Genomic DNA, 18,899 nt, shown 5'->3' on the forward strand with positions numbered 1-18,899 from the left:
TCGTTACCCGCGGCCGATGCGGGTGGCCGGCCCCGGGGCCGGCGCTGTCCCGCGGAGGCTCCCGGCCGGACGCTCGGCTACCGGTAGCCGAGCGTCGTCATCATTCCCGACTCGGAGTGATAGACGTTGTGACAGTGCAGCATCCACAATCCGGGGTTGTCCGCGTCCAGGTCGCACACCAGCTTGCGGTGCGGCAGCACCACGGAGGTGTCCTTGCGGGCACCGCGGGAACCGATGCCGGCCAGGCCGTAGGTATGGCCGTGCAGATGGACGGGGTGCCACATGTCGGTTGCGTTGACGACCACCAGCCGCACCCGCTCACCACGTTCGACCCGGTGGATCCGATCCGGCGAGTAGGGCCTGTGGTCGATGCCCCAGTCGAACCTCTCCATACCGCCGGTCAGTGTGATCTTGAGCTGCCGGTCGGGCCTGCGCCGATCCAGGGCGACCGAGTCGTGAGGGCGCAGCCGCCGGGCCGACACCAGCACGTCCCGGTACAGCTCCGCCGGACGCGCGGACGGCTTCGGTGCCTCGGCCGTGCCTGCCCGCAGCACCGCCATCCCCGCCCCGCGCTTGCCCTCGGCGAGCGCGGTGAAGGGGAAGACCCCTCCTTTCACGGTGACCAGCGCGTCGTACCGCTCGGCCATGCCCAGGAGCAGTGAGTCCACCGTCTCGTGCTGCACGGGGAAGCCGTCGCTGTGGGTGATCGTGAGCCGATGGCCTCCGAGAGCGACCCGGAACGGCGTGTCAGCCGCAGCGTTGATGATGCGCAGCCGAATCCGTTCTCCGGGCCTGGCCCTGAACTGCGAGGGATCTGCCGAGATCCGGCCGTTGACCAGGTAGTGCGGGTAGTCGACATCACCCGCGTGACCGCCGAGGAGTTCGCTCCCCGTCTGCCGGCCGGTGCGCGCGGCCCCGCCGCCGTGCGGAGGGGCGGAGGACGTCTGGTCGCGCGGCTCCGGGCCGCCGTCCCGGGCCGGCCCGTACCCGGCGTCCACACCGCCGCGCGGCGGCGAGGGCCGGGCGCTGCCCTCATCTGCACCGTTCCCGTCATGGTGCCCTTGCCGCACGCCGTGGCCCGGAGCGGGTCCGCCCCTGCGGAGTCGGGCGAACACGTCGCCTGGGGACAGACCGTCGATCCCGTCGATCCAGTCGTCCAGCACGATGACCCACTCACGGTCGTACGAGAGCGGCTCGTCGGGGTCGTCCACGATCAGCGGTGCGTAGAGACCGCGGTCCAGTTGCAGGCCCAGATGCGGGTGGAACCAGTACGTGCCCGGGTGCGGCACGCGGAAACGGTAGGTGAACGACGCGCCCGCCCTGATCGGCGGCTGCGTCACGTTCGGCACACCGTCCATGTCGTTGCGCACGGCGACGCCGTGCCAGTGGACCGTGGTGGGATCCGGCAGGTGGTTGTTCAGGGTCAACCGGAGTGTGTCGCCCGCCGTGACGCGGACCTCACGGCCCGGTAGTTCGTCGTTGTACGTCCAGGTTCTGGCCGTGCGCCCGGCCCCCAGCTCGACGGTCCCCGGAGTGGCCGTCAGCGTCAGTCCCCTCGCAGGCCGTTCGGGGCTCGTCGCACCCGGGGACGCCGCCGCGCCGCCGTCCGGATCCTGGGTGGAACGCGCGGGTGCCGGTCCCGGGGCCCCGTCCCGGTGTGCGGGATCATGTGCGCTGCCCGAGCAGCCGGCGGGCAGTCCGGATGCCGCAGCCGCAATGCCGACGCGCAGTACGGCACGGCGGGGCGGCAAGGTCCGGATCGTCTGTTCCTGCGTGGACATGGCCCTCCGGTCGGTCGAACGCGTGCCCACCGCGCCATGGACGGCCCCGGGTGGGGCGCGGGGCGGGAAGCCGGGCGAGCCGGTGCGCAGCCGACGCCTCGCCGCTCCGCGCGGTGAGCACGCGGGCGTCCCCTCCGCCGGTTGCCGCGTAACGCGGGCGAGCCCGGTCCGTAGCCGCCGCTCGGAGGCTGGGCGTCGGCCCGGCTCCGGGGTGCGGCGATCTCACCGTGTGCCGTCCGCTCCTCGGAGGAGCCGCCGTCACCCCGGAAGGATTGCATAGTGCAAAGTGATGATCCAGCAGCCCGCGGAGCCCGGGAGACGTGTCGCCGACCGGGACGCGGAGCGTCACCTCGACGGGAAGGCGGTGCCCGCCACGGGGCCTCCGCACGGCGCTGTGACGCCGCCCGATGTCGCGGATCCCCTTGTGAGGCAGCCCGTGCCGCGGTGCCGCGCACCGGTTGCCGGTGAACGCCCGCTCCCGTGTGATGGAAGCGAGCCGGACGGGGCATGCGGCAAGGCCCGATCACGGAGGACCGCTCGCGTCCGTGGAACGGCCGGGAGAGGAGTCGACGGTGGATGATCGCCACGCGGCCGGACCGGTGGTGGTGGGTGTGGTCGAAGGGCAGGGACAGGAGCAGGTGGTGCTCCGTGCGGCGGAAGAGGCGGCCCGCGCCGGCACGGGGCTTCGCCTCGTGCACGCCGTCGAACGGCCGTTGCCGGCCCGGTCGACCGAAGCCGGTGCGGATGGCGAGACGTACGCCGATCGGGCGGAGCGTGTCATCGCGCCTCTCGCCGAAGCGGTCCACCGGAGGTTCCCGGACCTGGCGGTCGAGCCGGACATCGTCTCCGGCTCCCCGGCGTCGGCGCTCGTCGACCGGTCGGCCGAAGCATCGTTGATCGTGGTGGGCCACCGCGGGACGGGGGGATCGCCGCGGCTGCCACTGGGATCCGTGAGTCTGCAGGTGGCCACCCACTCACGCTGCCCGGTCCTCGTCGTCAGGCCCCGGAGGAGAGCCGAACCCGGAGTCGAACGGGTGGTGGTCGGCGTCGACGTCGACGACATGCAGCCGCACGTCATGGAGTTCGCCCTGCGCGCGGCCGCCGCCCGTGGCGCCCGGCTCGAAGTCGTTCACGGCTCCACTCGGCCCGACCTACTCGGCACCGGCCCCACCGGCCCCCTTCTCGTCGGGCACGAGACACGACCGAGCGTGGCGAAGGACCTGCTGGAGGAGAGGCTCGGCCCGTACCGGTCCCGCTGCGGCGACCTGGACATCCGCACGCGTGTCGAGCGGAGCCGGCCGGCGCACCTTCTGGTGGACTCCTCTCGCGACGCGACTTTGCTGGTCGTGGGCAACCATGGCCGCACCGGCCTGCGGAGACTGATGCTCGGCTCGGTGAGCGGCGAGGTGCTGCACACCGCCCGGTGCCCGGTCGTCGTCGTGCCTCCGCCGGAGGCCGAGGAGTGATGTCACCGGGGCCGGTGTCCGCGCCCCCGCAGTCCTTTGCATAATGCAACCATGGAGAGCGGAAGACGGCGGGCGCGGCCGCGGCAGAGTTACTCGATCAGCGCTGCACTGTGGGGTTCGGCCGACTACAACGGCCGGCCCCCGAGCTGGCTGGTGGCGGAGGGCATGGCGGTGGGCGTCGTGGGATCGGCCGTCATCGCCGGGCCGGGGGTCGCGGGAACCCTCCTCGGCTCGACGGTACTGCAGACGGGCGAAGCAGGGATGCTGGTCGCGCTGGGTCTGGTGGTCTTCCTCCTCTGCCTGCGGGCCGGCAGAGCCCTCGTGGGACCGATCGCCGTCCTCGGTGTGTGCTGGGCGGTCGCCGCGCCCAAGGCCACGAACGAAGTACTGCTGCGCTGGGGCGGCGAGGTCAGCAGCGTCGTCGTGACGTCCGTGGCGCCCGGGGCCACGGAGCGGCACTACTGCGCGGTGCGGCACCTCGACGGCACTCCGGTCCCCGGGCGGATCTGGCGGGGCTGCACGGCGACGACGCTGCCGGGCGACCGGATCGGGCTCGTCCACGACCCGCACGGCCGGGTGCCGCCGCGCGGAATCACCACTTCCGGTCGTGACGAGGGGGCCCTGGTGGAATCGCTGGGCATCGGCCTGGCGCTGGCGACGCTCAGCACTGTCGCGGTGGTCCGCTCGTACCATCTGGGCCCGAAGGCTCACATGCCCTGCTGACGAGGGGACCGCGCCGCACGGCAGGCTCCCCACCGCCGTACGCCGCGGCACGCGGCCCACTCCGCCCGGGAGGTTCTTCCGCCGGCGTCCCACCCGAGCCCCCGTTTCGTGGATCCAGGGCGTGTTGCGAAACTCCCTCCCGCCCTGCGGCGGACGGAGCGACCTCAACAACACGCCCTGGTCCTGGAAGTGCCGGACCGACCGGGTCTTGACCGGGTCTTCGTGCCCCGCAGGCCCTGACGCAGAGTCAGGAAATGCCGCGGAAGAAGGTGCGGATGTCGTCCGCGAGCAGCTCCGTCTCCTCCATTGCGGGGAAGTGACCGCCCTCGGTGAACTCGCTCCAGTGGCCGATCGCCTTGCACGGGTCGATCACGCGGCGCATGAGCGGATGGGTGTCGAACACGGCCCATCCGGACGGCACGCCGGAGGCCATGACCAAGTCGACTCCGGAATGTTCGGACTCGTAGTAGAACTGCGCGCTCGACGCGCCGCTGCGGGTGAACCAGTACAGGCTGATGTTCGTGAGGAGCTGGTCGCGGTCGACCGTCTCGTCCGGCGTCCGGTAGGCGCCGTCGGCCTTGGTCTTGAACTTCTCGGCGATCCACGCGAGCTGACCGACCGGCGAGTCGGTGAGCGCCGCGCCGATCGTGTCGGGACGGTGGTCCTGCATCTCGAGATACCCGCGCTCGGCCGCATCCTCGGCGCGCACTGCCTCGATCTGGGCGATCTCGCCATCGGACAGACCGTCGGGGTAGGGGAACTTGTCGCCGATCAACCCGAGCCACCGGGGGTCGCTGCCGATGTGCGTGCCGATGACGCGCTCCGGGTAGAGCGCCGCGAGGCGGCCGGTGGTGCCCGCACCGATGTCGGTACCGTGGGCCGCGAACCTCTCGTAGCCGAGACGCGTCATGATCTCGGCGTAGGCGTCCGTCGTCCGCGCCAGCTCCCAGCCGGTCCCTGACAGCGGGGTGGAGAACCCGAAGCCGGGCAGCGACGGGATGACCACGTGGAACTCATCGGTCAGCAGCGGGATGAGTCGCTGGTACTCGACGAACGAGCCCGGCCAGCCGTGGTTCAGGATCAGTGGGGCGGCCTCCGGGTTCGTCGATCGCGCGTGGACGACGTGGAACGTCTGGCCGTTGACGACCGTCGTGAACTGTTCGTACTCGTTGAGTTTCTCCTCCTGCGCACGCCAGTCGAACCCGTCGCGCCAGTACTCGGCGAGCTCCTTCAGGTAGACCAGCGGGATGCCGCGGCTGAAGTCGGTTCGATCGTCCCGGCCCGGCACGGCGATCGGCCAGCGTGTGTGTGCCAGCCGGTTGCGCAGGTCGTCGATGTCGGCCTGCGGGATGTCGATGCGGAACGGTGTGAGTGCGTTGTCCTCGTTCATGGCACCGACGTTTCCAGGCAATGCGGCAGGTTAGCTTCCGCAATTGCTGAAATGATGGCGAACATGTTGGAGACCTCGGCCCGCCTGCTCGAACTGCTGTCATTGCTCCAGCTCAAGCGCGACTGGACGAGCTCCGAGCTCGCCGGCCGGCTCGATGTGAGCACGAGGACTGTGCGCGCCGACATCGGCAGGCTGCGGTCGCTCGGCTACCCCGTGGACGCGCGCCCCGGCGTCGCTGGCGGGTACCGGCTGGCCGCCGGGACGGCGATGCCCCCACTACTCCTCGACGACGACGAGGCCGTCGCCGTCGCGGTCGGACTGGGTGCGGTCGCGACCCAAAGGCTCGGCGTCGAAGAGACGTCGCTCACCGCGCTCGCGAAGCTGGAGCAAGTGCTGCCCTCGCGCCTGCGTCGGCGCGTCGAGGCGGTACGCGAGGCGACGAGCGTCGTTCCAGGGGCTGAACCGCCGCTCGATCTCTCGGTTCTCGGCGCGGTCGCTGCCGCGATCCGCGGCCAGGAACGGCTCCGGTTCGGATACACGAAGCCCGGGGGCAGCGAAGAGGCCCGCCACACCGAACCGCAACGGCTGGTGGGCTGGGGGCCGCTCTGGTACTTGCTCGCGTGGGATCTCGACCGTGACGACTGGCGGGTCTTCCGCGTCGACCGCATGGTTCCGCACCCACCGACCGGTGCGCGGTTCCAGCCGCGCGTGATCCCGGAGGACGATGTCGTCGAGTACGTCGTCGGACGCGTCAGCAAGGCGGCCTGGAAGTACCGCGCCCGGGTACTCGTGCATGCCCCCGCCGCCAAGGTCGCCGCGAAGATCCCCATCCCGGTCGATATCGAGGTGGTCGACGAGTCCACGTGCCATGTCGAGCTGGGTTCCGACGCCCCAGACCGGCTCGCGCTGTGGATGACACAGCTCGACGTCGACTTCGAGGTGATCGACGGAGACGAGCTCGCGGTGGAGTTCGATCGCCTCGCGACGAGGTTCCGCCGCGCGGCGGGTGGCGCATCCACGACGTGAATCCCGGCCGCCGCTGTCCGGGGTCCCTGAACCGATTTGCCGTCGGCTCGGCGCGGGACTCGGCCGTCCGCGCCCCGCTTGAACAGGAACTAGTGGTCCGCCCAGCCCAGCGGGTACAGCGCACTGTCCGCGGACGGCACCGTCGGCTCACCGCCCGCCTCGTTGAAGTCGGTGAGCGCGTCGATCAGCGCGGCTCGCTGCGCGGGGGCCATCCGCAGCACGATCCTCTCGATCTCCCTACGGCGTCTGCTCGTGACGTCCTCGACGAGTGCACCGCCCTCCGCCGTGAGCCGCAGCACCGTTTCCCGGCGGTTGGCCGGGTTCGTCCGGCGGTCCGCGAGGCCGGCCGCGATCAGCCGGTCGATCATGCGCATCGCCGTCGAGGGATTGACTCCGAGACGCTCGGCGAGCGCCACGAGCTTCGCCGGCCCGTGCACGGACAACACCACCAGCAGTCGGAACTGGGGCAGCGTCACCCGCTCCTCGACCGCCGCCAGGGAATGGGCCGATACGGCCACGAGCAGCCTGGACGCCGTCAGTACCGCCCGCGTCACCGCATCGACGTCGTCGACGTGCGGCACTTGCCCTCTGTCGGTCATGNATGGGCCGATACGGCCACGAGCAGCCTGGACGCCGTCAGTACCGCCCGCGTCACCGCATCGACGTCGTCGACGTGCGGCACTTGCCCTCTGTCGGTCATGGCCCCTTTCTACCCCCTGCGGCTCTCGTGCCGGGGCTCACCCGGTGATCGACGGTCTCCGGCCGCTCACATCGGCGTCGTGGTGGCGGATCAGCAGCATGGCGGCGTCGTCGTGGAGCGGCCCTGCGGCGTGCAGGACCAGATCGGCGCGCAGTGCCTGGAGAGCGGACTCGGAGTCGGGGTCCTTCAGGAGTCCGCCCCGGTCCTCCAGGGGATAGAAGCGCCCCGCTCCGTCGCGCGCCTCCGAGACGCCGTCCGTGTACAGCAGGATCTGGTCCCCCGGCGTGAAGCGCTCCGAGTGGGACTCGGGCCGGTGGCCCGCGTGTATCCCGAGGCCGAGCGGCAGAGCGGGGAGTGGCGGCTCGGCGAAGCGTACCCGCCCGTCCGGTCTCACGATCATGGGTGCGGGGTGCCCGTAGTTCAACAGGGTCACCGTTCCGTCGTTCCCGACTTCCGCCAGCACGGCCGTCACGAACTTCTCACCTTGGAGTTCTCTGTCCGCCACCCGCTCCAGCCGGGCGCCGACGCCGGCCAGGTCCGCCTCGTCGTGGGCGGCTTCCCGGAAGGCGCCCAGGACCAGGGCCGCCGTCTCGACCGCCTCCAGCCCTTTGCCCTGGACATCCCCCACGATCACACGCACGCCGGCGGGTGACGCCACCACCTCGTACAGATCGCCGCCGATGCGCGCCTCGGCGACGGCCGACGTGTAGGAGACCGCCACACGCAGATGCCCGGCGCTGCGCGGCACCGGCCTCAACAGCACGCGCTGCGCGACTTCCGCGATCGAGCGAACGCTGGCCAGTTCGGCTTCCCGCCGTTGCCGCATCACCGCCGCGACCAGACCCGCCACGGTCACGCCCGCCACCGATGCCAGGGCCGTCCAGCCCCGGCGGCCGGTGAACAAACCGTCGTAGAGCCCGAGCCCGAGGCACAGGAGCATCGCCAGACCGCCGATGAGGGCCGTGCGTCGCCAGCCGCCCGCCAGTCCGGCGAAGGCAGGGCCCAGGGAGACGAGGGGAAGGAAGCCGACCGCAGGGCCCGCCGTCACATCGACGACGGTGACGACGGCCATCACGCCGTACGGGAGGACGGACAGCACCCATGAGCGCTGCGGTGTCACTTCGGGCATGGCTGACCCCGCGGTGTGTGAGGCGGTGCGATCGGCTACGAGCGGGCGTCCGGCACCACCACGGACCGCCGCTTGATTTAGCCTATGCAAAACTTACCCTCCCGAAGCATTTTGGGAGAGTCTCGTTACACAACCGACAGCTGACGGCTGCAAGGGCGGCAGCCGGAACCGGAGGGTGCCTCGTGGACCATTCGAACCCCCCACCACAGCGACCTGCGCCGCCGACCGGCTGGAAGCGGCTGGCCGCCCGGCTCCCCGTACACCTGTTCAGGATCGGGCTCGGTCCCCTGTTCGGCGGGAGGCTCCTTCTCCTCATCCACAGGGGAAGGCTGAGCGGCGCCTCGCGCACCGTGGTCCTCGAGGTCGTGGACCACACACGGGCACCCCGCTCCTGGACCGTGGCGTCCGGCTACGGCCCTTCGGCCCAGTGGTACCGGAACCTCCGGCACACCCCGCAGGCCACCGTCCAGGTCGGCAGGCGCTACCACGCGGTGAACGCCCGGTTCCTGTCCGCGGACGACGGTGCCGCGGTCATGGCCCGCTATGCCGAGGACCATCCCCGTACGGCCGCTCGGCTGTGCGCCCATCTGGGCCTTCCCGCCGACGGGACGGCGGCCGGGTACCGCCGCGCAGGGGAACTGATCCCGTTCGTCCGGCTGGAGTGCGCCCCCGCCTGCCATGGCCCACGAGACGCGACGAGCCGAAGGCCGGCGGACGATCCGGCTGCCCGATGACGGCGCGGTGCGGACATGCGCCCACCCGCCGTCACCCGGCGGGCCCGGCACACCCCTCCCGAGGAGCCGGGGAGGTCGTGCCCCGGCAGCAGCCCGCAAATCGACCCACCCACGAGCGCGCGGCGGGTGGATCGCTCCTTTGCATCATGCAATTCTTTGGTCGGCGACTCTCCCCGAGGCGCGGAGACCCGCCCGTGAGGCGCGGCGGGACATCCAGCTGTGACGCTCGGGAAGAGCACGCCGCGCCCGGCTCCGGACGTGCTCTCCGACTCCTCCCGAGCGAGCAGGAGGAGGCCCGGAGCCGGGCTCCCCCGCCGGGGAAGGTCCCGCGACACGGACGCCCTCGACCGCTGCGCCAGGCCCTCCCGGGCGCTCCGGCACAACGGCTCAGTCGGCGGCCGGCAGCGGTGACTCCGGCCACCCCAGTAGGCGCGCTCCCAGCACTGCGGTCTGCAGGACGTACCTCTGGTCAGGATCGGTCGGGTCGTACCCGGTGAGCTCACGGATGCGGGCGATCCGGTAGCCGACGGTGCGAACTCCCACCCCCATGCGTCGCGCCGTGGTGGTGTTCCTACAGCCTGCGGCGAAGTACGCGGTGAGGGTCTCCAGCAGCGCCTTGGGACCGCCGCGGGCCTGCGCGAGGCCCCCGAGCACGGTGACCACGAGATCGGAGATCGCGGCGCGATCCCGGCCCAGCACCTGGAAGACCAGTAGGTCCGAAGCGTTCACGACGGGGGCACCGAGGCCCAACTGAGTGGCTGTGTCCAGGGCCCGGCGCGCCTCCTGGTACGAGCGGACGATGCCACTGGGTCCCGTCCGCGGTCGACTCACGGCGACTCGGCACGGCTCCGAGACCGATTCCCCGGCCTGAGCGGCGAACAACTCGGGCACCTGCGCCACCGCTCCCGAGGCCACGCAGACGAGCAACCCGTCCTTGGTGGTGATCAGTACGTGTTCCACGCCGAACCGGGTGGTCAGCCCGTCCTCGACGTAACGTGTCGATGCCGCGCCCGCTTCGAACGCGGTCCGCGCACGCGCGACGGCCACTCTGTGCGGCCCGACCAGACGGAGACCGAACCGCTCGGCCCGCTCCGCCAGTTGCCCCAACGGCGTGCGGCCCTCGAGCAGGTCGTCGACGAACTCGCGCCGGCCTGCCTCCTCCCGGCGAATGGCCGCCCGGTGTGCGGTCTCATAGCCCTCGCTCAGCGCCACGGCCGAGTCGCCGAGCACGCCGAGAAGCACGGCCGCTCCGTCGCGGGTCCCGGACGGATCGTCTTCCCGGCCCGAGCTCCCGAGACCGGCCCGAACGCGGTGGGCGCAGGCGAAGAAGTCGGCGAGCACGACATGCAGCGGAGTGGCACGGCCGGCCGCGGCCGCCCCCAGCTCTCGCAGGTCCCGCGTGTTCGCGTCGGTCAGTCTTCGGGTGCCGCATATCTCGGCGAGCAGCCCCTGGGGTTCTCCCGACGCGTCGCCGCGGGCGCCGCCCCGAACATGCGCCGGTGCCGAGGCGGCGGCTCGCTCCGCGGCGTGGGAGCCGCGGGGCCTCTCATCCGTCGACATACAGACATTTTGCCGAAAGGCGGCAACATGTACAGGCGCAAGATGCCGTCCTTGTCGCGCACCCGCAGATGACCTGCAGAGCAGGAGGGTAGGCGCTCGATGACGAGGCTCCGGGTGGTCGCCCGGACGACGAAACTGGGCCGAGCCGGTACTCGCGTTGCGAACGACCGGCCACGGCCGGGACCTCCGCGCCTCGGCGCGTCCGGGAGCCGCGAGAGGAAGTGAGGCAGTGGGAATGAACTGCTACGAGTGCCGCTCCGGAGGGCACACCAGGCCGGCTGTCGCCGTGTGCCACGAGTGCGGTGTCGCCCTGTGCGGGCGGCACATGTACCTCGACACGCAGGAAGTGCGCGGGGAGGCGGGGCTCGGGAAGACAACGGGCGACGTCCCGGCACGCTCCGTGCTGTGTTCCGTGTGCCGGCATGCCGAGCGGAGCGTCTGGCCCACGTCGGCTCCGGCACAACAGAGTGCGACCTGAGATGCCGGTGATGCGCGGCGCGAACCGCGGCCACGGCCACGCCTGCCGGGCGGGCCGCGCACCTCGTCGGCCGGGTCGGTACGGAAGCGGACCGCGGCGCTTCGGAAGTGGCCCGCGCGCCGGGTCCTCGCGACAGGAGGTGCTCCTCATGGACTGGTGGATCTGGGTGGTCATCGGGCTCGTCGTTCTGGCCGCGGTGGCGTCCTCGGTGGTCGGGTTGCAGGCGCGTCGCCGTAGCGGCGATGTCATCGCCGGCGGCACCAGGGCGCGCGGTGGAAGGAAGGGCGGGCGAGCATGAGCACGTACCTGCGCGCACGAGAGATCCGTGAGGAGCCGGTGGTCACACTCGCAGGCGAGGACATCGCCCAGGTCAAGGACGTCGTCTTCGACCCGATGCGAGGCACCCTCACCTGCTTCACTCTCAGTGGTCGCGGACTCCTCGCAGGTCCGCTCAAACGCGCGCTGCTGTGGAAGAAGGTTCACGCGCTCGGCCCGGACGCGGTGATGGTCCGGGACGGGAACGCCTTGGAGGACGACGACCAGGCCGCGCGGGAGCAGATCGACGCCCCGGGCGGCGGCCGCGTCATAGGCGCCCGAATGATGACCGAGGACGGCACCGTCCTCGGCACGATCACCGACGTCATCATCGAGACCGGCAAGGCCCCCCGAGTGATCGGGTACGAAGTCGACTCGGCTGCGCAGACGGGACGGACGGTCTTCCTGCCGGTGATCAAGCCCAGCTCCTTGTCGGAGGAAATGATGGTCGTACCGCCGAGCACGGCCGACTTCACGGCCGGAGACGTCGTCGGCCTGCCGGCCGCCGCCGAGGGCCTTCGGCGGCGGCTCGAACAGGAGACATGATGCTGCTCAGTACCGCTCAGGGACGTACGGTGGTCGCCGTCGCGACCGCCGAGCGGCTCGGGACCGTCACCGCTTTCACGCTCGCGCCCTCACCGCCGCACATCTCGGCCGTCCGTCTCAAGACCCGCGGCCGCCACGGCCATGTCATGGCCTGGAGCAACGTGCACTCCTTCGGCAAGGACGCGCTGACCGTCAGGTCGGCGGAGGCGCTGAAACCCGAGAACGCACTCGGCTCCGAGGAGGAGGCCCACAGGAGTCACGATCCCCTCGGCAAGCCCGTCCTCGTCGAGACCGGGGAGTGCCTGGGAACCATCGAGGACCTCGACTTCGACGAGACGGACGGTCGGCTCCGCTCGCTCGTGACCACGGAGGGGGAAATCGCGGGCGAGCGGCTCATGGGCGTCGGCGGCTACGCCGTCGTCGTCCGGCGGCCCGAATGACCATGACCCGGGAACGGGATCCCGGATCCGTCGGGCACCGGCGCCCCCGCTCCGGCCGTCGCCGAGCACCGCTTCACCGGTCCCGTTCCGAGTACCGCTTCCCGGGTCCGGGGGCGACTCGCCTCCGTAGCCCGCAGGCTGCCCGGTCCCTGCAGGGCCGCCGCCGTCGGTCAGGCCCCTGACGGCGCGTGAGGCCGGCGCACGGGTGACCGCCCGGGACGGCCACTGCCCCGGTGAGGCGCCGTCACTTGCGCGACCACGTCCGCGTGGACAGGTCGGGACGTACCCCGCGCTGGGCACGGGCGAGCACGACGGCCGTGGCCAGCAGGCCGACATGGCTGATCGCTTGCGGGAAGTTGCCGAGGAACGAACCGTCGGACGGGTCGACCTGCTCGGGCAGGAGCCCCAGGGGACCGGCGTAGGAGCAGAGCCGGTCGAAGAGTTCCGTCGCCTCGTCGATGCGCCCCTGTCCGGCCAGATTGTCCGCCATCCAGAAGCTGCACAGGAGGAAGGCTCCTTCGGGTTCGTCGATGCCGTCCGGTGAGGCCGTGGGCAGGTAGCGGTGGAGCAGACCGCCACCCGCGCCGAGGCGGTCCGCCACCGCCCGGGTGGTGGCGACCATGCGGGGGTGGTCGGCGGGAACGACCCGTCTGAGCGGAAGGGCGAGCAGGGAAGCGTCCAGGCCGCCACCGCCCAGGTGCTCGGTGAGGGCTCCTGCCTCCTCGTCCCAGGCCTCGTCCAGGATCCGGGCTGCGAGACGCCCGGCATCCCGGCTCCAGCCCTCCGCGTCACCGGGCAGGCGCAGCATGCGGGACAGGCGTGCCGCCCGGTCCAGGGCCACCTGGCACATGGCGGCCGAGTACGTGAACGGCCGACCGTGCGTGCGTACCTCCCAGATACCGTGATCCGGACGGTTCCACGCGGTGCGGGCCTCCTCGGCGAGGCGTTCGAGCCGCCGCCACAGACCGGGGTCGAGCACACCCCCCGTCGCGGCCCGCTGGAACGCACAGTCGAGGATCTCGCCGTACACGTCGTGCTGCACCTGGCGCGCAGCGGCGTTTCCCCAGCGCACCGGAGCGGATCCGCGATAGCCCTCCAGTGCCGCGTCCTCGACCTCATGGGGCGGGGCATGTCCGTCCAGGTCGTAGAGGACGAGAGGACGCCCGCTCTCGTGGGAGGCGGTCAGGGCCCAGCTCAGGAAGCCTTCGGCCTCCATGGGCAGTCCGATGCGCCGGAGGGCGAAGACCGCGTAGGCGGTGTCCCGGATCCAGGCGTACCGGTAGTCCCAGTTCCGTGTGCCGTGAATGCGTTCCGGAAGGGAGGACGTGGGGGCGGCGATGAGCGCCCCGTTCTCCACATGGTCCAACAGCTTGAGGGTGATCGCGGAGCGGAGTACCAGATCGGGGTGGGGTACGTCCCGCACCACGTGAGCGGCCCATCGCCTCCAGACCCGTGCGGTGGCGTCCAGGCACGCGGAAGGCCGGTCGAGACTCCCGGCGCCGTGGCGGGCCCCGGCGCCCCAGGTCAGGGAGACGGTCAGATCCTCCCCCGGCCCGAGGGCGATCGTGCTGTCCGTACCGGGCACGGGCCGGGAGAGCCGGACGTACACGGCGGGCCGGCCCGGACCGCGGAGGACCCATACCCGCCCGTCCGGGCCGACCTCGTCGCCCCGGCGAGGGCTGAGGCGGAAACAGAGCTCGACGCTGCCGTGCGTCACGCGCACATGTCGCAGAAGTTCCTCGCGGCCGGCCCTCGCGTCCTCCTCCAGACGCGCGTCCGGCGCGAGTGGGAACGCATCGGTGATCTCGACCGCCCCCTCCGGCCCGCGCATCTCCGTGATGAGCACACCGGTGCCGGACACGTACCGCTGGCGGCTCTCGGTCACCCGCGCGGGCGCGATCAGCAGTTCTCCCCCTCTGCGGTGGTCGAGCAGGGAGGCGAAGAGGGGCACCGAGTCGAAGCGCGGGACGCACATGAAACTCACCGCGCCGTCCCGGCCGACCAGGGCGCAGGTCCGGCCGTCACCGACGAGTCCGTGATCGGCGATCGGCAGGTAGCCCTGGACACGCCTCAAGGGGCGCCACTCGCCCATGTACGGCTCCTACCCAGAATGCGACGGCCAAGCGTGCGGGTCGACGGTGCGAGGGCGCGCGCGGATCGCGGGCGGACGGTGCTCGTCCGGAAGGTCCTCCGTTCCCCGCGGGACGGTGCGCCACGGAAACCGGGACGGTCACGGACGAGGGACCGCCGAGCGTGCCGTGCGGCCCGGCCGAGTGCCAGGGGCGCCAGGCCCGGTGGCTGACCGGCGGCCGCTGCGGCCGCCGGTCAGCCGTGCCGGCGCCGCGGGCCCGGCCGTACCTCTTCGTGGAGAATCCTGCCCACGAGCGCTCCTCCGTAGATCACGAAACCCACGCCGACGAACCAGGACTGGACGACCAGCATCGTCCCGACGGGGCCGTACGCGACGGCGCTCGTCACGATCAGGGGGGAGAAGACGAGGCGGGAGAAGAGACGAAGGCCGAGCAGGCCGACGGTGGTTGCGAGGGCGCCCGGCAGGAGGGCTCTCCACCCGACCCGGCGGCCGAGGAGGACCTTCTGCGAAGCCCACAGGAGCATCACCGTGACGAGAACGGCGCCGGCCGTCCCCTGCGGCGTCGTGATGACGTTCTGCCTCCGCAGCGGCGTGTTGGTGAACACCAGCACGTACCCCACGACCAGACACAGCCACACCACGTGCCGTGCCAGCGCGCCGGCGTACAAGCTGCCGCCTCGGGCCGGTTCCAGCCCCCATGCCTTCTCGTAGCCGGTCTGCACCGCCGCCCCGAACGTGACGCCGAAGAGCGCGAGAGCGGCCAGGCTGAAGCTCGTCGTCGCTCGCAGGACGTGTCGTGGAGGGGCGAACATCTGCTGGATCTCGGGCTGAGCCGCCGTCGATGCGCTCAGGGCCCTGCTGAGCCAGTGCGCGAAACCGGATGCCTGAGCCGGGTCCGCCGCCGCGAGTACGATCATCAGCGGCACCAGGGTGAGGAAGCCCATCGCAGCGAATCCCAGGGAGCGGTTCATCAACTCCAGGTCGCCGCCGCCCCGCTCCCCCGGCCCGCCCATGACGGACTCACGAAACCGTCGGCCGAGGCGTCGGGGCAGGGATGCGTCAGCTCGGCCTTCGGTGGAATCCATGCGACTCGACTACCACGGTCGGATCGCCGATCGCCGGATCGACGCGAGGCCTCCAGTCGGCAGGAGAGGCGTTCTCGGGATCCCGGGGTCGGGTGTCCGCGCGGTGCGGCGGATTGCCTCGTCAACTCATGCAATCCGTGGTGCTGTTGCGAGCCGGACCGCCCACCGCGGTCAGCCCCCTGCGTACACCCGGTGCACCCGCCCGTCCGCCCCTCCGTCCGGAATGCGTCAGCGCCCGCGGTTCCCATGCGGTGACGACCACGATCACGCGGTGACGACACGAATCCGACTGCTGACCGGGCAGCCCGGTGAGGGCCGGGACCCGGCCGTTCGAAAGGATTCCCGCCTACGGGTGAACGCTGCGGCGGTCGGGCCCGTACTGCTGTCTGCGTGCCGTGCCAGCCGCCGTACAACAGCTTCCGGGCGACATGAACGAGCAAGTACCCATGCCGACCGGGAGGCATCATGCGTTCCAACCGACGCGCCGCCGAATCCACCGTCCCCAGGACCATCGCGGTGATCGTGGCCGTCTGCGCGGTCATCGCCACCGTGCTGTTCATCACACGGGGAGGTGATGAGGAGGCCTCGGCCGCGCCGACCCCCGCGGGGGCCGCGGCACAGAACGGCTACGGACAGTCCGGCACCGCGGGATACGGGCACTCGTCCGGCGCCGCGGACGCGCAGAACGAGGCGGCGGAGGACGCCCCGTCCGGACAGACCGGGCCCCAGCCGGTGACCGAGGTGGACAAGACCTTCCTGGTCAAGGTGCGGCAGGCCGGCCTGTGGGAGATCCCGGCCGGCCGGCTGGCCCAGACGAACGCCTCCAGCGAAGCGGTCAAGCGCGCCGGCCTGCACCTCATGGACGGCCACAGCAAGCTCGACCAGTTGGTACGTGAGGACGCCAAGATCCTGGGCGTTGCGATTCCCGACGAGGCCACGGCCGAACAGCAGGGCTGGGTCAAGCAGATGGAGAACGCCAAGGGAGCCGAGTTCGACCGCCTGTTCGCGAACCTGCTGCGCGCCTCGCACGGAAAGATCTTCGCCACCATCGGCGAGGTCCGGGCCGCCACCCAGAACGACCTCATCCGCCGACACGCTCGGCAGGCCAACCAGACCGTGCTGGACCACCTCGAGGTCCTGGAGGACACCGGCCTGGTCGACAGTGCGACCTTCGCCGACGTGGAGAAGTCCGTCACCCCTCAGTAGACCGGAAGCCGCCCCACCCGCCGCGCGAGATCGCCGGATCAAGCGCGGCGGGTTCCGGCTGTGCTTCTCCGACAGCCCAGCGGATGCCGGCGCCGCGTCAGGCAACGGCCGCTCCGGCCAAGCCGGCCTGGACAGCACGTACTCCCGGCCGCCCCGCACCTGGAGCTCTCCCTTGCACTGTGCAATGATGGGAGCCGAGGAGGGCCCAGCGGCGACGGGCCCATGCACGGAAGCTGGGCACTGGCACGGTGACGCAGTCGATTCCGGCGTCCGGCCGCGGCTGGCAGCCCTCCTCGCCATCGACCGCGGGCGGTTGACTCCGCAGGCGAGTGAACGTGAGGCGCCGGTGCACGCCGTACACCGTGCCGACGTCGCTCCCCTCCGTGCGCCCGCGCCCCACCCGCTGCGGCACAGGCCGGGTCCGGCAGCCCGCTCCGTCGTCTTCGCTCACCCTCCCCGGCGACCGGACCAGCGTGGTTCGACATCCCCCCACTCGGCCTCCCACGCGTCCAGGGTCCGGCGCTCGAGCCGACGGCCCCGAAGACCGGTCACCCCCACGGCAGCGCCCGCGACCACGGCGAACACCGAGATTCCCGCCAGCGCCGAGGCGAACGCCATGTCCGCGTCCGTGGGGGGTCTCGGGGTCGGCCGCCCGCGTTCGTCGACCCAGATCCGGATCACGCTCCCGGCCTCCGTACCGCGCGGCACCTCGACGACACCGTGGTGCGCTCCACTCCCCGGGCGGCTCCAGGTCGCCTCGGCCGACGCGGCGCCCGACACACCGGACCGGGTGTCACTGGCGCTCGCCACCGCGTCGGCCACCGTGGTCGCACTCACCTGTCGCCGCTCCTCGTCGAGCACCCGACGGTGCTCGCCCGTCCACGTGGCCCAAGTGGCCACCACAGCCAGGACCAGCGCCACCAGCGCGGCGAAGGCTCCTTCCACCACCAGGCGGCTGCGGGCCCGGTCCGCAGGGCGGACCAGCGGCCTCGTGTCCCTGCCGGCAGCGCACACCAGGTGCCTCCACAGGGTGTCCCCGGCCACCCCGTGTGAACCGGGCACGGAGCGTTCGTCCGTCATGACGGGCCTCCCTCGTGGATCGTCCGGGAGAAGGCGATACCTGCGGGTGTTGTGTCGCTCCCTCCACCTTGGCGATGTCCCGCCGTCGCTCGTAGGGACAACCGTCCCCACCCTGGGGCCGGTCGGCCCAGGACGGACCGTCCAGGGCAGCCGCCACGACCCGTCGCGGGGTTCTCAGGCCGCCACCAGGTGATCGACGACTTCGGCGACGTCGGCAAGACCTTCTATCCGTTCGAGGAACCGCCGCGCGTCGGCCCGTTCCATCCGCCCCCACACGTCCACCGTCCCGTTGCGGACGGTGATCTCGACCGCGCTCCCGGCACCGGGGAACTCCTCCACGAGAATCCTGGACACGATCTCTTCACGGATGCCCTCGTCGTCCCTCACGAGAGACGCCAGAAGGGCGTTCCTGCGCACGACACCGACGAGGTGCCCGCCCTCGTCGGTGACAGGCATCCTCTTCAGCCGGGAGAGCGCCGCCAGCCACGCCGCCTCGGCGACGGTGGACTCGGGGAAGACCGTGATGGCAGGAGCGGTCATCAGGTCCTCCGCCGTTTCCGCGCGGGCACTCTCGTTCAGGCGCCGGCGAGCGAGGGTACCCGCCACGCCGGGCCGGTGACCGGTCGCCTCGACCGCCGCCTTGGCCAGCAGGTCCGATTCCGACACCACACCCATCACCCGGCCCTCCGGGTCTGTCACGGGCAGCGATCCCACTCCGGCGTCGGTGAGTGCTCGGGCGATGGCCATGAATGCGGAGTCTCCCGGCACCGATGCGACAGCGGCCTCCATGACATCTCGGACCAGCAGCGGGTCGGCTTCCACATCGGACGCCGACCGTGCCCGGTGGCCCGTGCGCGCGGGCCGGGCCGGTGCCCCGCCGCCCGCCGAACTGCGGGGCTCCTGGTGCCGGGCGGACGCCGCCGCCATCGCACCGATGTACCGGAGCAGCATGTCCTCCCGCAGGGGTTCGTCGATTCGGCTCGCTCTTCCGGGTACCGCACGGCGCGCTTCGACACCGGCGGCGGGGCTCTCGCGATCGGTCATGGCCGACTCCCTCGTCCGGAGGGTCTCCCCCGCTCTCCCATTGTCGCCTTGCGCGGGAGCCGGGCGCCCGGGCCGTTCAGCCCTTCCGCTGAGCGTTTCGGAGG

Annotated in this window: 18 protein-coding genes; 9 read left to right on the plus strand and 9 right to left on the minus strand. The window is 71.6% G+C overall.

All coding sequences use genetic code 11. The features are described from left to right. Nucleotides 1–77 precede the first annotated feature (77 nt). Entirely contained in the window at nucleotides 78–1,781 is a 1,704-nt protein-coding gene (locus tag QMZ92_RS11945) for a multicopper oxidase family protein (protein WP_283297265.1), read from the minus strand. 572 nt (nucleotides 1,782–2,353) lie between these two features. Here QMZ92_RS11945 and QMZ92_RS11950 point away from each other — a divergent pair. Further along, nucleotides 2,354–3,247, plus strand: a complete 894-nt coding sequence (locus QMZ92_RS11950) for a universal stress protein (RefSeq protein WP_283297266.1) — start codon at nucleotides 2,354–2,356, stop codon at nucleotides 3,245–3,247. A gap of 51 nt (nucleotides 3,248–3,298) precedes the next feature. Continuing rightward, on the plus strand, nucleotides 3,299–3,970 hold the full coding sequence (locus QMZ92_RS11955; RefSeq protein WP_283297267.1) for a hypothetical protein: 672 nt from the start codon (nucleotides 3,299–3,301) through the stop codon (nucleotides 3,968–3,970). 247 nt (nucleotides 3,971–4,217) lie between these two features. On the opposite strand, the gene QMZ92_RS11960 is transcribed toward QMZ92_RS11955, so the two are convergent. Then, nucleotides 4,218–5,360: an epoxide hydrolase family protein gene (locus QMZ92_RS11960; RefSeq protein WP_283297268.1), complete on the minus strand. Its 1,143-nt coding sequence runs from the start codon at nucleotides 5,358–5,360 to the stop codon at nucleotides 4,218–4,220. Between the two features lie 63 nt (nucleotides 5,361–5,423). On the opposite strand from QMZ92_RS11960, the gene QMZ92_RS11965 reads away from it, so the two are divergent. Then, the gene (locus QMZ92_RS11965; RefSeq protein WP_283297270.1) at nucleotides 5,424–6,386 is read left to right on the plus strand and encodes a helix-turn-helix transcriptional regulator; all 963 of its coding nucleotides are present in this window, start codon (nucleotides 5,424–5,426) and stop codon (nucleotides 6,384–6,386) included. Between the two features lie 89 nt (nucleotides 6,387–6,475). Here the strand turns inward: QMZ92_RS11965 and QMZ92_RS11970 are convergent, their stop codons facing one another. Both QMZ92_RS11970 and QMZ92_RS11975 read right to left on the minus strand, forming a co-directional pair. Further along, nucleotides 6,476–6,985, minus strand: a complete 510-nt coding sequence (locus tag QMZ92_RS11970) for a MarR family winged helix-turn-helix transcriptional regulator (RefSeq protein WP_283297271.1) — start codon at nucleotides 6,983–6,985, stop codon at nucleotides 6,476–6,478. A 138-nt stretch (nucleotides 6,986–7,123) separates the two neighbouring features. After that, nucleotides 7,124–8,215, minus strand: a complete 1,092-nt coding sequence (locus QMZ92_RS11975) for a PP2C family protein-serine/threonine phosphatase (protein WP_283297273.1) — start codon at nucleotides 8,213–8,215, stop codon at nucleotides 7,124–7,126. A 182-nt stretch (nucleotides 8,216–8,397) separates the two neighbouring features. Between QMZ92_RS11975 and QMZ92_RS11980 the strand changes: the two genes are divergently transcribed. Next, the gene (locus QMZ92_RS11980) at nucleotides 8,398–8,949 is read left to right on the plus strand and encodes a nitroreductase family deazaflavin-dependent oxidoreductase (protein ID WP_283297274.1); all 552 of its coding nucleotides are present in this window, start codon (nucleotides 8,398–8,400) and stop codon (nucleotides 8,947–8,949) included. Between the two features lie 387 nt (nucleotides 8,950–9,336). Here the strand turns inward: QMZ92_RS11980 and QMZ92_RS11985 are convergent, their stop codons facing one another. Then, nucleotides 9,337–10,509, minus strand: coding sequence for a PucR family transcriptional regulator (locus QMZ92_RS11985; RefSeq protein WP_283297275.1), 1,173 nt, complete (start codon nucleotides 10,507–10,509; stop codon nucleotides 9,337–9,339). A gap of 235 nt (nucleotides 10,510–10,744) precedes the next feature. Between QMZ92_RS11985 and QMZ92_RS11990 the strand changes: the two genes are divergently transcribed. From QMZ92_RS11990 to QMZ92_RS12005, 4 genes are all read left to right on the plus strand, one after another. Continuing rightward, a complete protein-coding gene (locus QMZ92_RS11990; protein WP_283297276.1) occupies nucleotides 10,745–10,987 on the plus strand; it encodes a DUF2180 family protein in 243 nt (80 codons plus the stop codon). A 148-nt stretch (nucleotides 10,988–11,135) separates the two neighbouring features. Then, nucleotides 11,136–11,285 (plus strand): hypothetical protein, encoded by a 150-nt coding sequence (locus QMZ92_RS11995; RefSeq protein ID WP_283297277.1) that lies wholly within the window; start codon nucleotides 11,136–11,138, stop codon nucleotides 11,283–11,285. Further along, nucleotides 11,282–11,848 (plus strand): PRC-barrel domain-containing protein, encoded by a 567-nt coding sequence (locus QMZ92_RS12000; RefSeq protein WP_283297278.1) that lies wholly within the window; start codon nucleotides 11,282–11,284, stop codon nucleotides 11,846–11,848. Before QMZ92_RS11995 ends, QMZ92_RS12000 begins: the two co-directional genes overlap by 4 nt. Continuing rightward, on the plus strand, nucleotides 11,845–12,288 hold the full coding sequence (locus QMZ92_RS12005) for a PRC-barrel domain-containing protein (protein WP_283297279.1): 444 nt from the start codon (nucleotides 11,845–11,847) through the stop codon (nucleotides 12,286–12,288). Before QMZ92_RS12000 ends, QMZ92_RS12005 begins: the two co-directional genes overlap by 4 nt. 244 nt (nucleotides 12,289–12,532) lie before the next feature. On the opposite strand, the gene QMZ92_RS12010 is transcribed toward QMZ92_RS12005, so the two are convergent. Together QMZ92_RS12010 and QMZ92_RS12015 are read right to left on the minus strand one after the other, a co-directional pair. Continuing rightward, the gene (locus QMZ92_RS12010; RefSeq protein WP_283297280.1) at nucleotides 12,533–14,380 is read right to left on the minus strand and encodes a glycoside hydrolase family 15 protein; all 1,848 of its coding nucleotides are present in this window, start codon (nucleotides 14,378–14,380) and stop codon (nucleotides 12,533–12,535) included. Between the two features lie 233 nt (nucleotides 14,381–14,613). After that, on the minus strand, nucleotides 14,614–15,393 hold the full coding sequence (locus QMZ92_RS12015; RefSeq protein ID WP_283297281.1) for a YhjD/YihY/BrkB family envelope integrity protein: 780 nt from the start codon (nucleotides 15,391–15,393) through the stop codon (nucleotides 14,614–14,616). 537 nt (nucleotides 15,394–15,930) lie between these two features. Between QMZ92_RS12015 and QMZ92_RS12020 the strand changes: the two genes are divergently transcribed. Further along, the gene (locus QMZ92_RS12020; RefSeq protein WP_283297282.1) at nucleotides 15,931–16,671 is read left to right on the plus strand and encodes a DUF4142 domain-containing protein; all 741 of its coding nucleotides are present in this window, start codon (nucleotides 15,931–15,933) and stop codon (nucleotides 16,669–16,671) included. A 447-nt stretch (nucleotides 16,672–17,118) separates the two neighbouring features. On the opposite strand, the gene QMZ92_RS12025 is transcribed toward QMZ92_RS12020, so the two are convergent. Together QMZ92_RS12025 and QMZ92_RS12030 are read right to left on the minus strand one after the other, a co-directional pair. Then, nucleotides 17,119–17,751 (minus strand): Rv1733c family protein, encoded by a 633-nt coding sequence (locus QMZ92_RS12025; RefSeq protein WP_283297284.1) that lies wholly within the window; start codon nucleotides 17,749–17,751, stop codon nucleotides 17,119–17,121. A gap of 174 nt (nucleotides 17,752–17,925) precedes the next feature. After that, nucleotides 17,926–18,795, minus strand: coding sequence for a CBS domain-containing protein (locus QMZ92_RS12030; protein ID WP_283297285.1), 870 nt, complete (start codon nucleotides 18,793–18,795; stop codon nucleotides 17,926–17,928). Nucleotides 18,796–18,899 lie beyond the last annotated feature (104 nt).

The sequence above is a fragment of the Streptomyces sp. HNM0645 genome, assembly GCF_030056615.1.
Classification (GTDB): domain Bacteria; phylum Actinomycetota; class Actinomycetes; order Streptomycetales; family Streptomycetaceae; genus Streptomyces; species Streptomyces marianii.

Coding starts and splice junctions, on each gene's coding strand:
- QMZ92_RS11945 (WP_283297265.1), bottom strand. CDS start 1,781: ATGTCCACGCAGGAACAGACGATCCGGACCTTGCCGCCCCGCCGTGCC.
- QMZ92_RS11990 (WP_283297276.1), top strand. CDS start 10,745: ATGAACTGCTACGAGTGCCGCTCCGGAGGGCACACCAGGCCGGCTGTC.
- QMZ92_RS12025 (WP_283297284.1), bottom strand. CDS start 17,751: ATGACGGACGAACGCTCCGTGCCCGGTTCACACGGGGTGGCCGGGGAC.
- QMZ92_RS12015 (WP_283297281.1), bottom strand. CDS start 15,393: ATGGGCGGGCCGGGGGAGCGGGGCGGCGGCGACCTGGAGTTGATGAAC.
- QMZ92_RS11955 (WP_283297267.1), top strand. CDS start 3,299: ATGGAGAGCGGAAGACGGCGGGCGCGGCCGCGGCAGAGTTACTCGATC.
- QMZ92_RS11965 (WP_283297270.1), top strand. CDS start 5,424: ATGTTGGAGACCTCGGCCCGCCTGCTCGAACTGCTGTCATTGCTCCAG.
- QMZ92_RS12010 (WP_283297280.1), bottom strand. CDS start 14,380: ATGGGCGAGTGGCGCCCCTTGAGGCGTGTCCAGGGCTACCTGCCGATC.
- QMZ92_RS11995 (WP_283297277.1), top strand. CDS start 11,136: ATGGACTGGTGGATCTGGGTGGTCATCGGGCTCGTCGTTCTGGCCGCG.
- QMZ92_RS11985 (WP_283297275.1), bottom strand. CDS start 10,509: ATGTCGACGGATGAGAGGCCCCGCGGCTCCCACGCCGCGGAGCGAGCC.
- QMZ92_RS12020 (WP_283297282.1), top strand. CDS start 15,931: ATGCGTTCCAACCGACGCGCCGCCGAATCCACCGTCCCCAGGACCATC.
- QMZ92_RS12030 (WP_283297285.1), bottom strand. CDS start 18,795: ATGACCGATCGCGAGAGCCCCGCCGCCGGTGTCGAAGCGCGCCGTGCG.
- QMZ92_RS11975 (WP_283297273.1), bottom strand. CDS start 8,215: ATGCCCGAAGTGACACCGCAGCGCTCATGGGTGCTGTCCGTCCTCCCG.
- QMZ92_RS11960 (WP_283297268.1), bottom strand. CDS start 5,360: ATGAACGAGGACAACGCACTCACACCGTTCCGCATCGACATCCCGCAG.
- QMZ92_RS12000 (WP_283297278.1), top strand. CDS start 11,282: ATGAGCACGTACCTGCGCGCACGAGAGATCCGTGAGGAGCCGGTGGTC.
- QMZ92_RS12005 (WP_283297279.1), top strand. CDS start 11,845: ATGATGCTGCTCAGTACCGCTCAGGGACGTACGGTGGTCGCCGTCGCG.
- QMZ92_RS11970 (WP_283297271.1), bottom strand. CDS start 6,985: ATGACCGACAGAGGGCAAGTGCCGCACGTCGACGACGTCGATGCGGTG.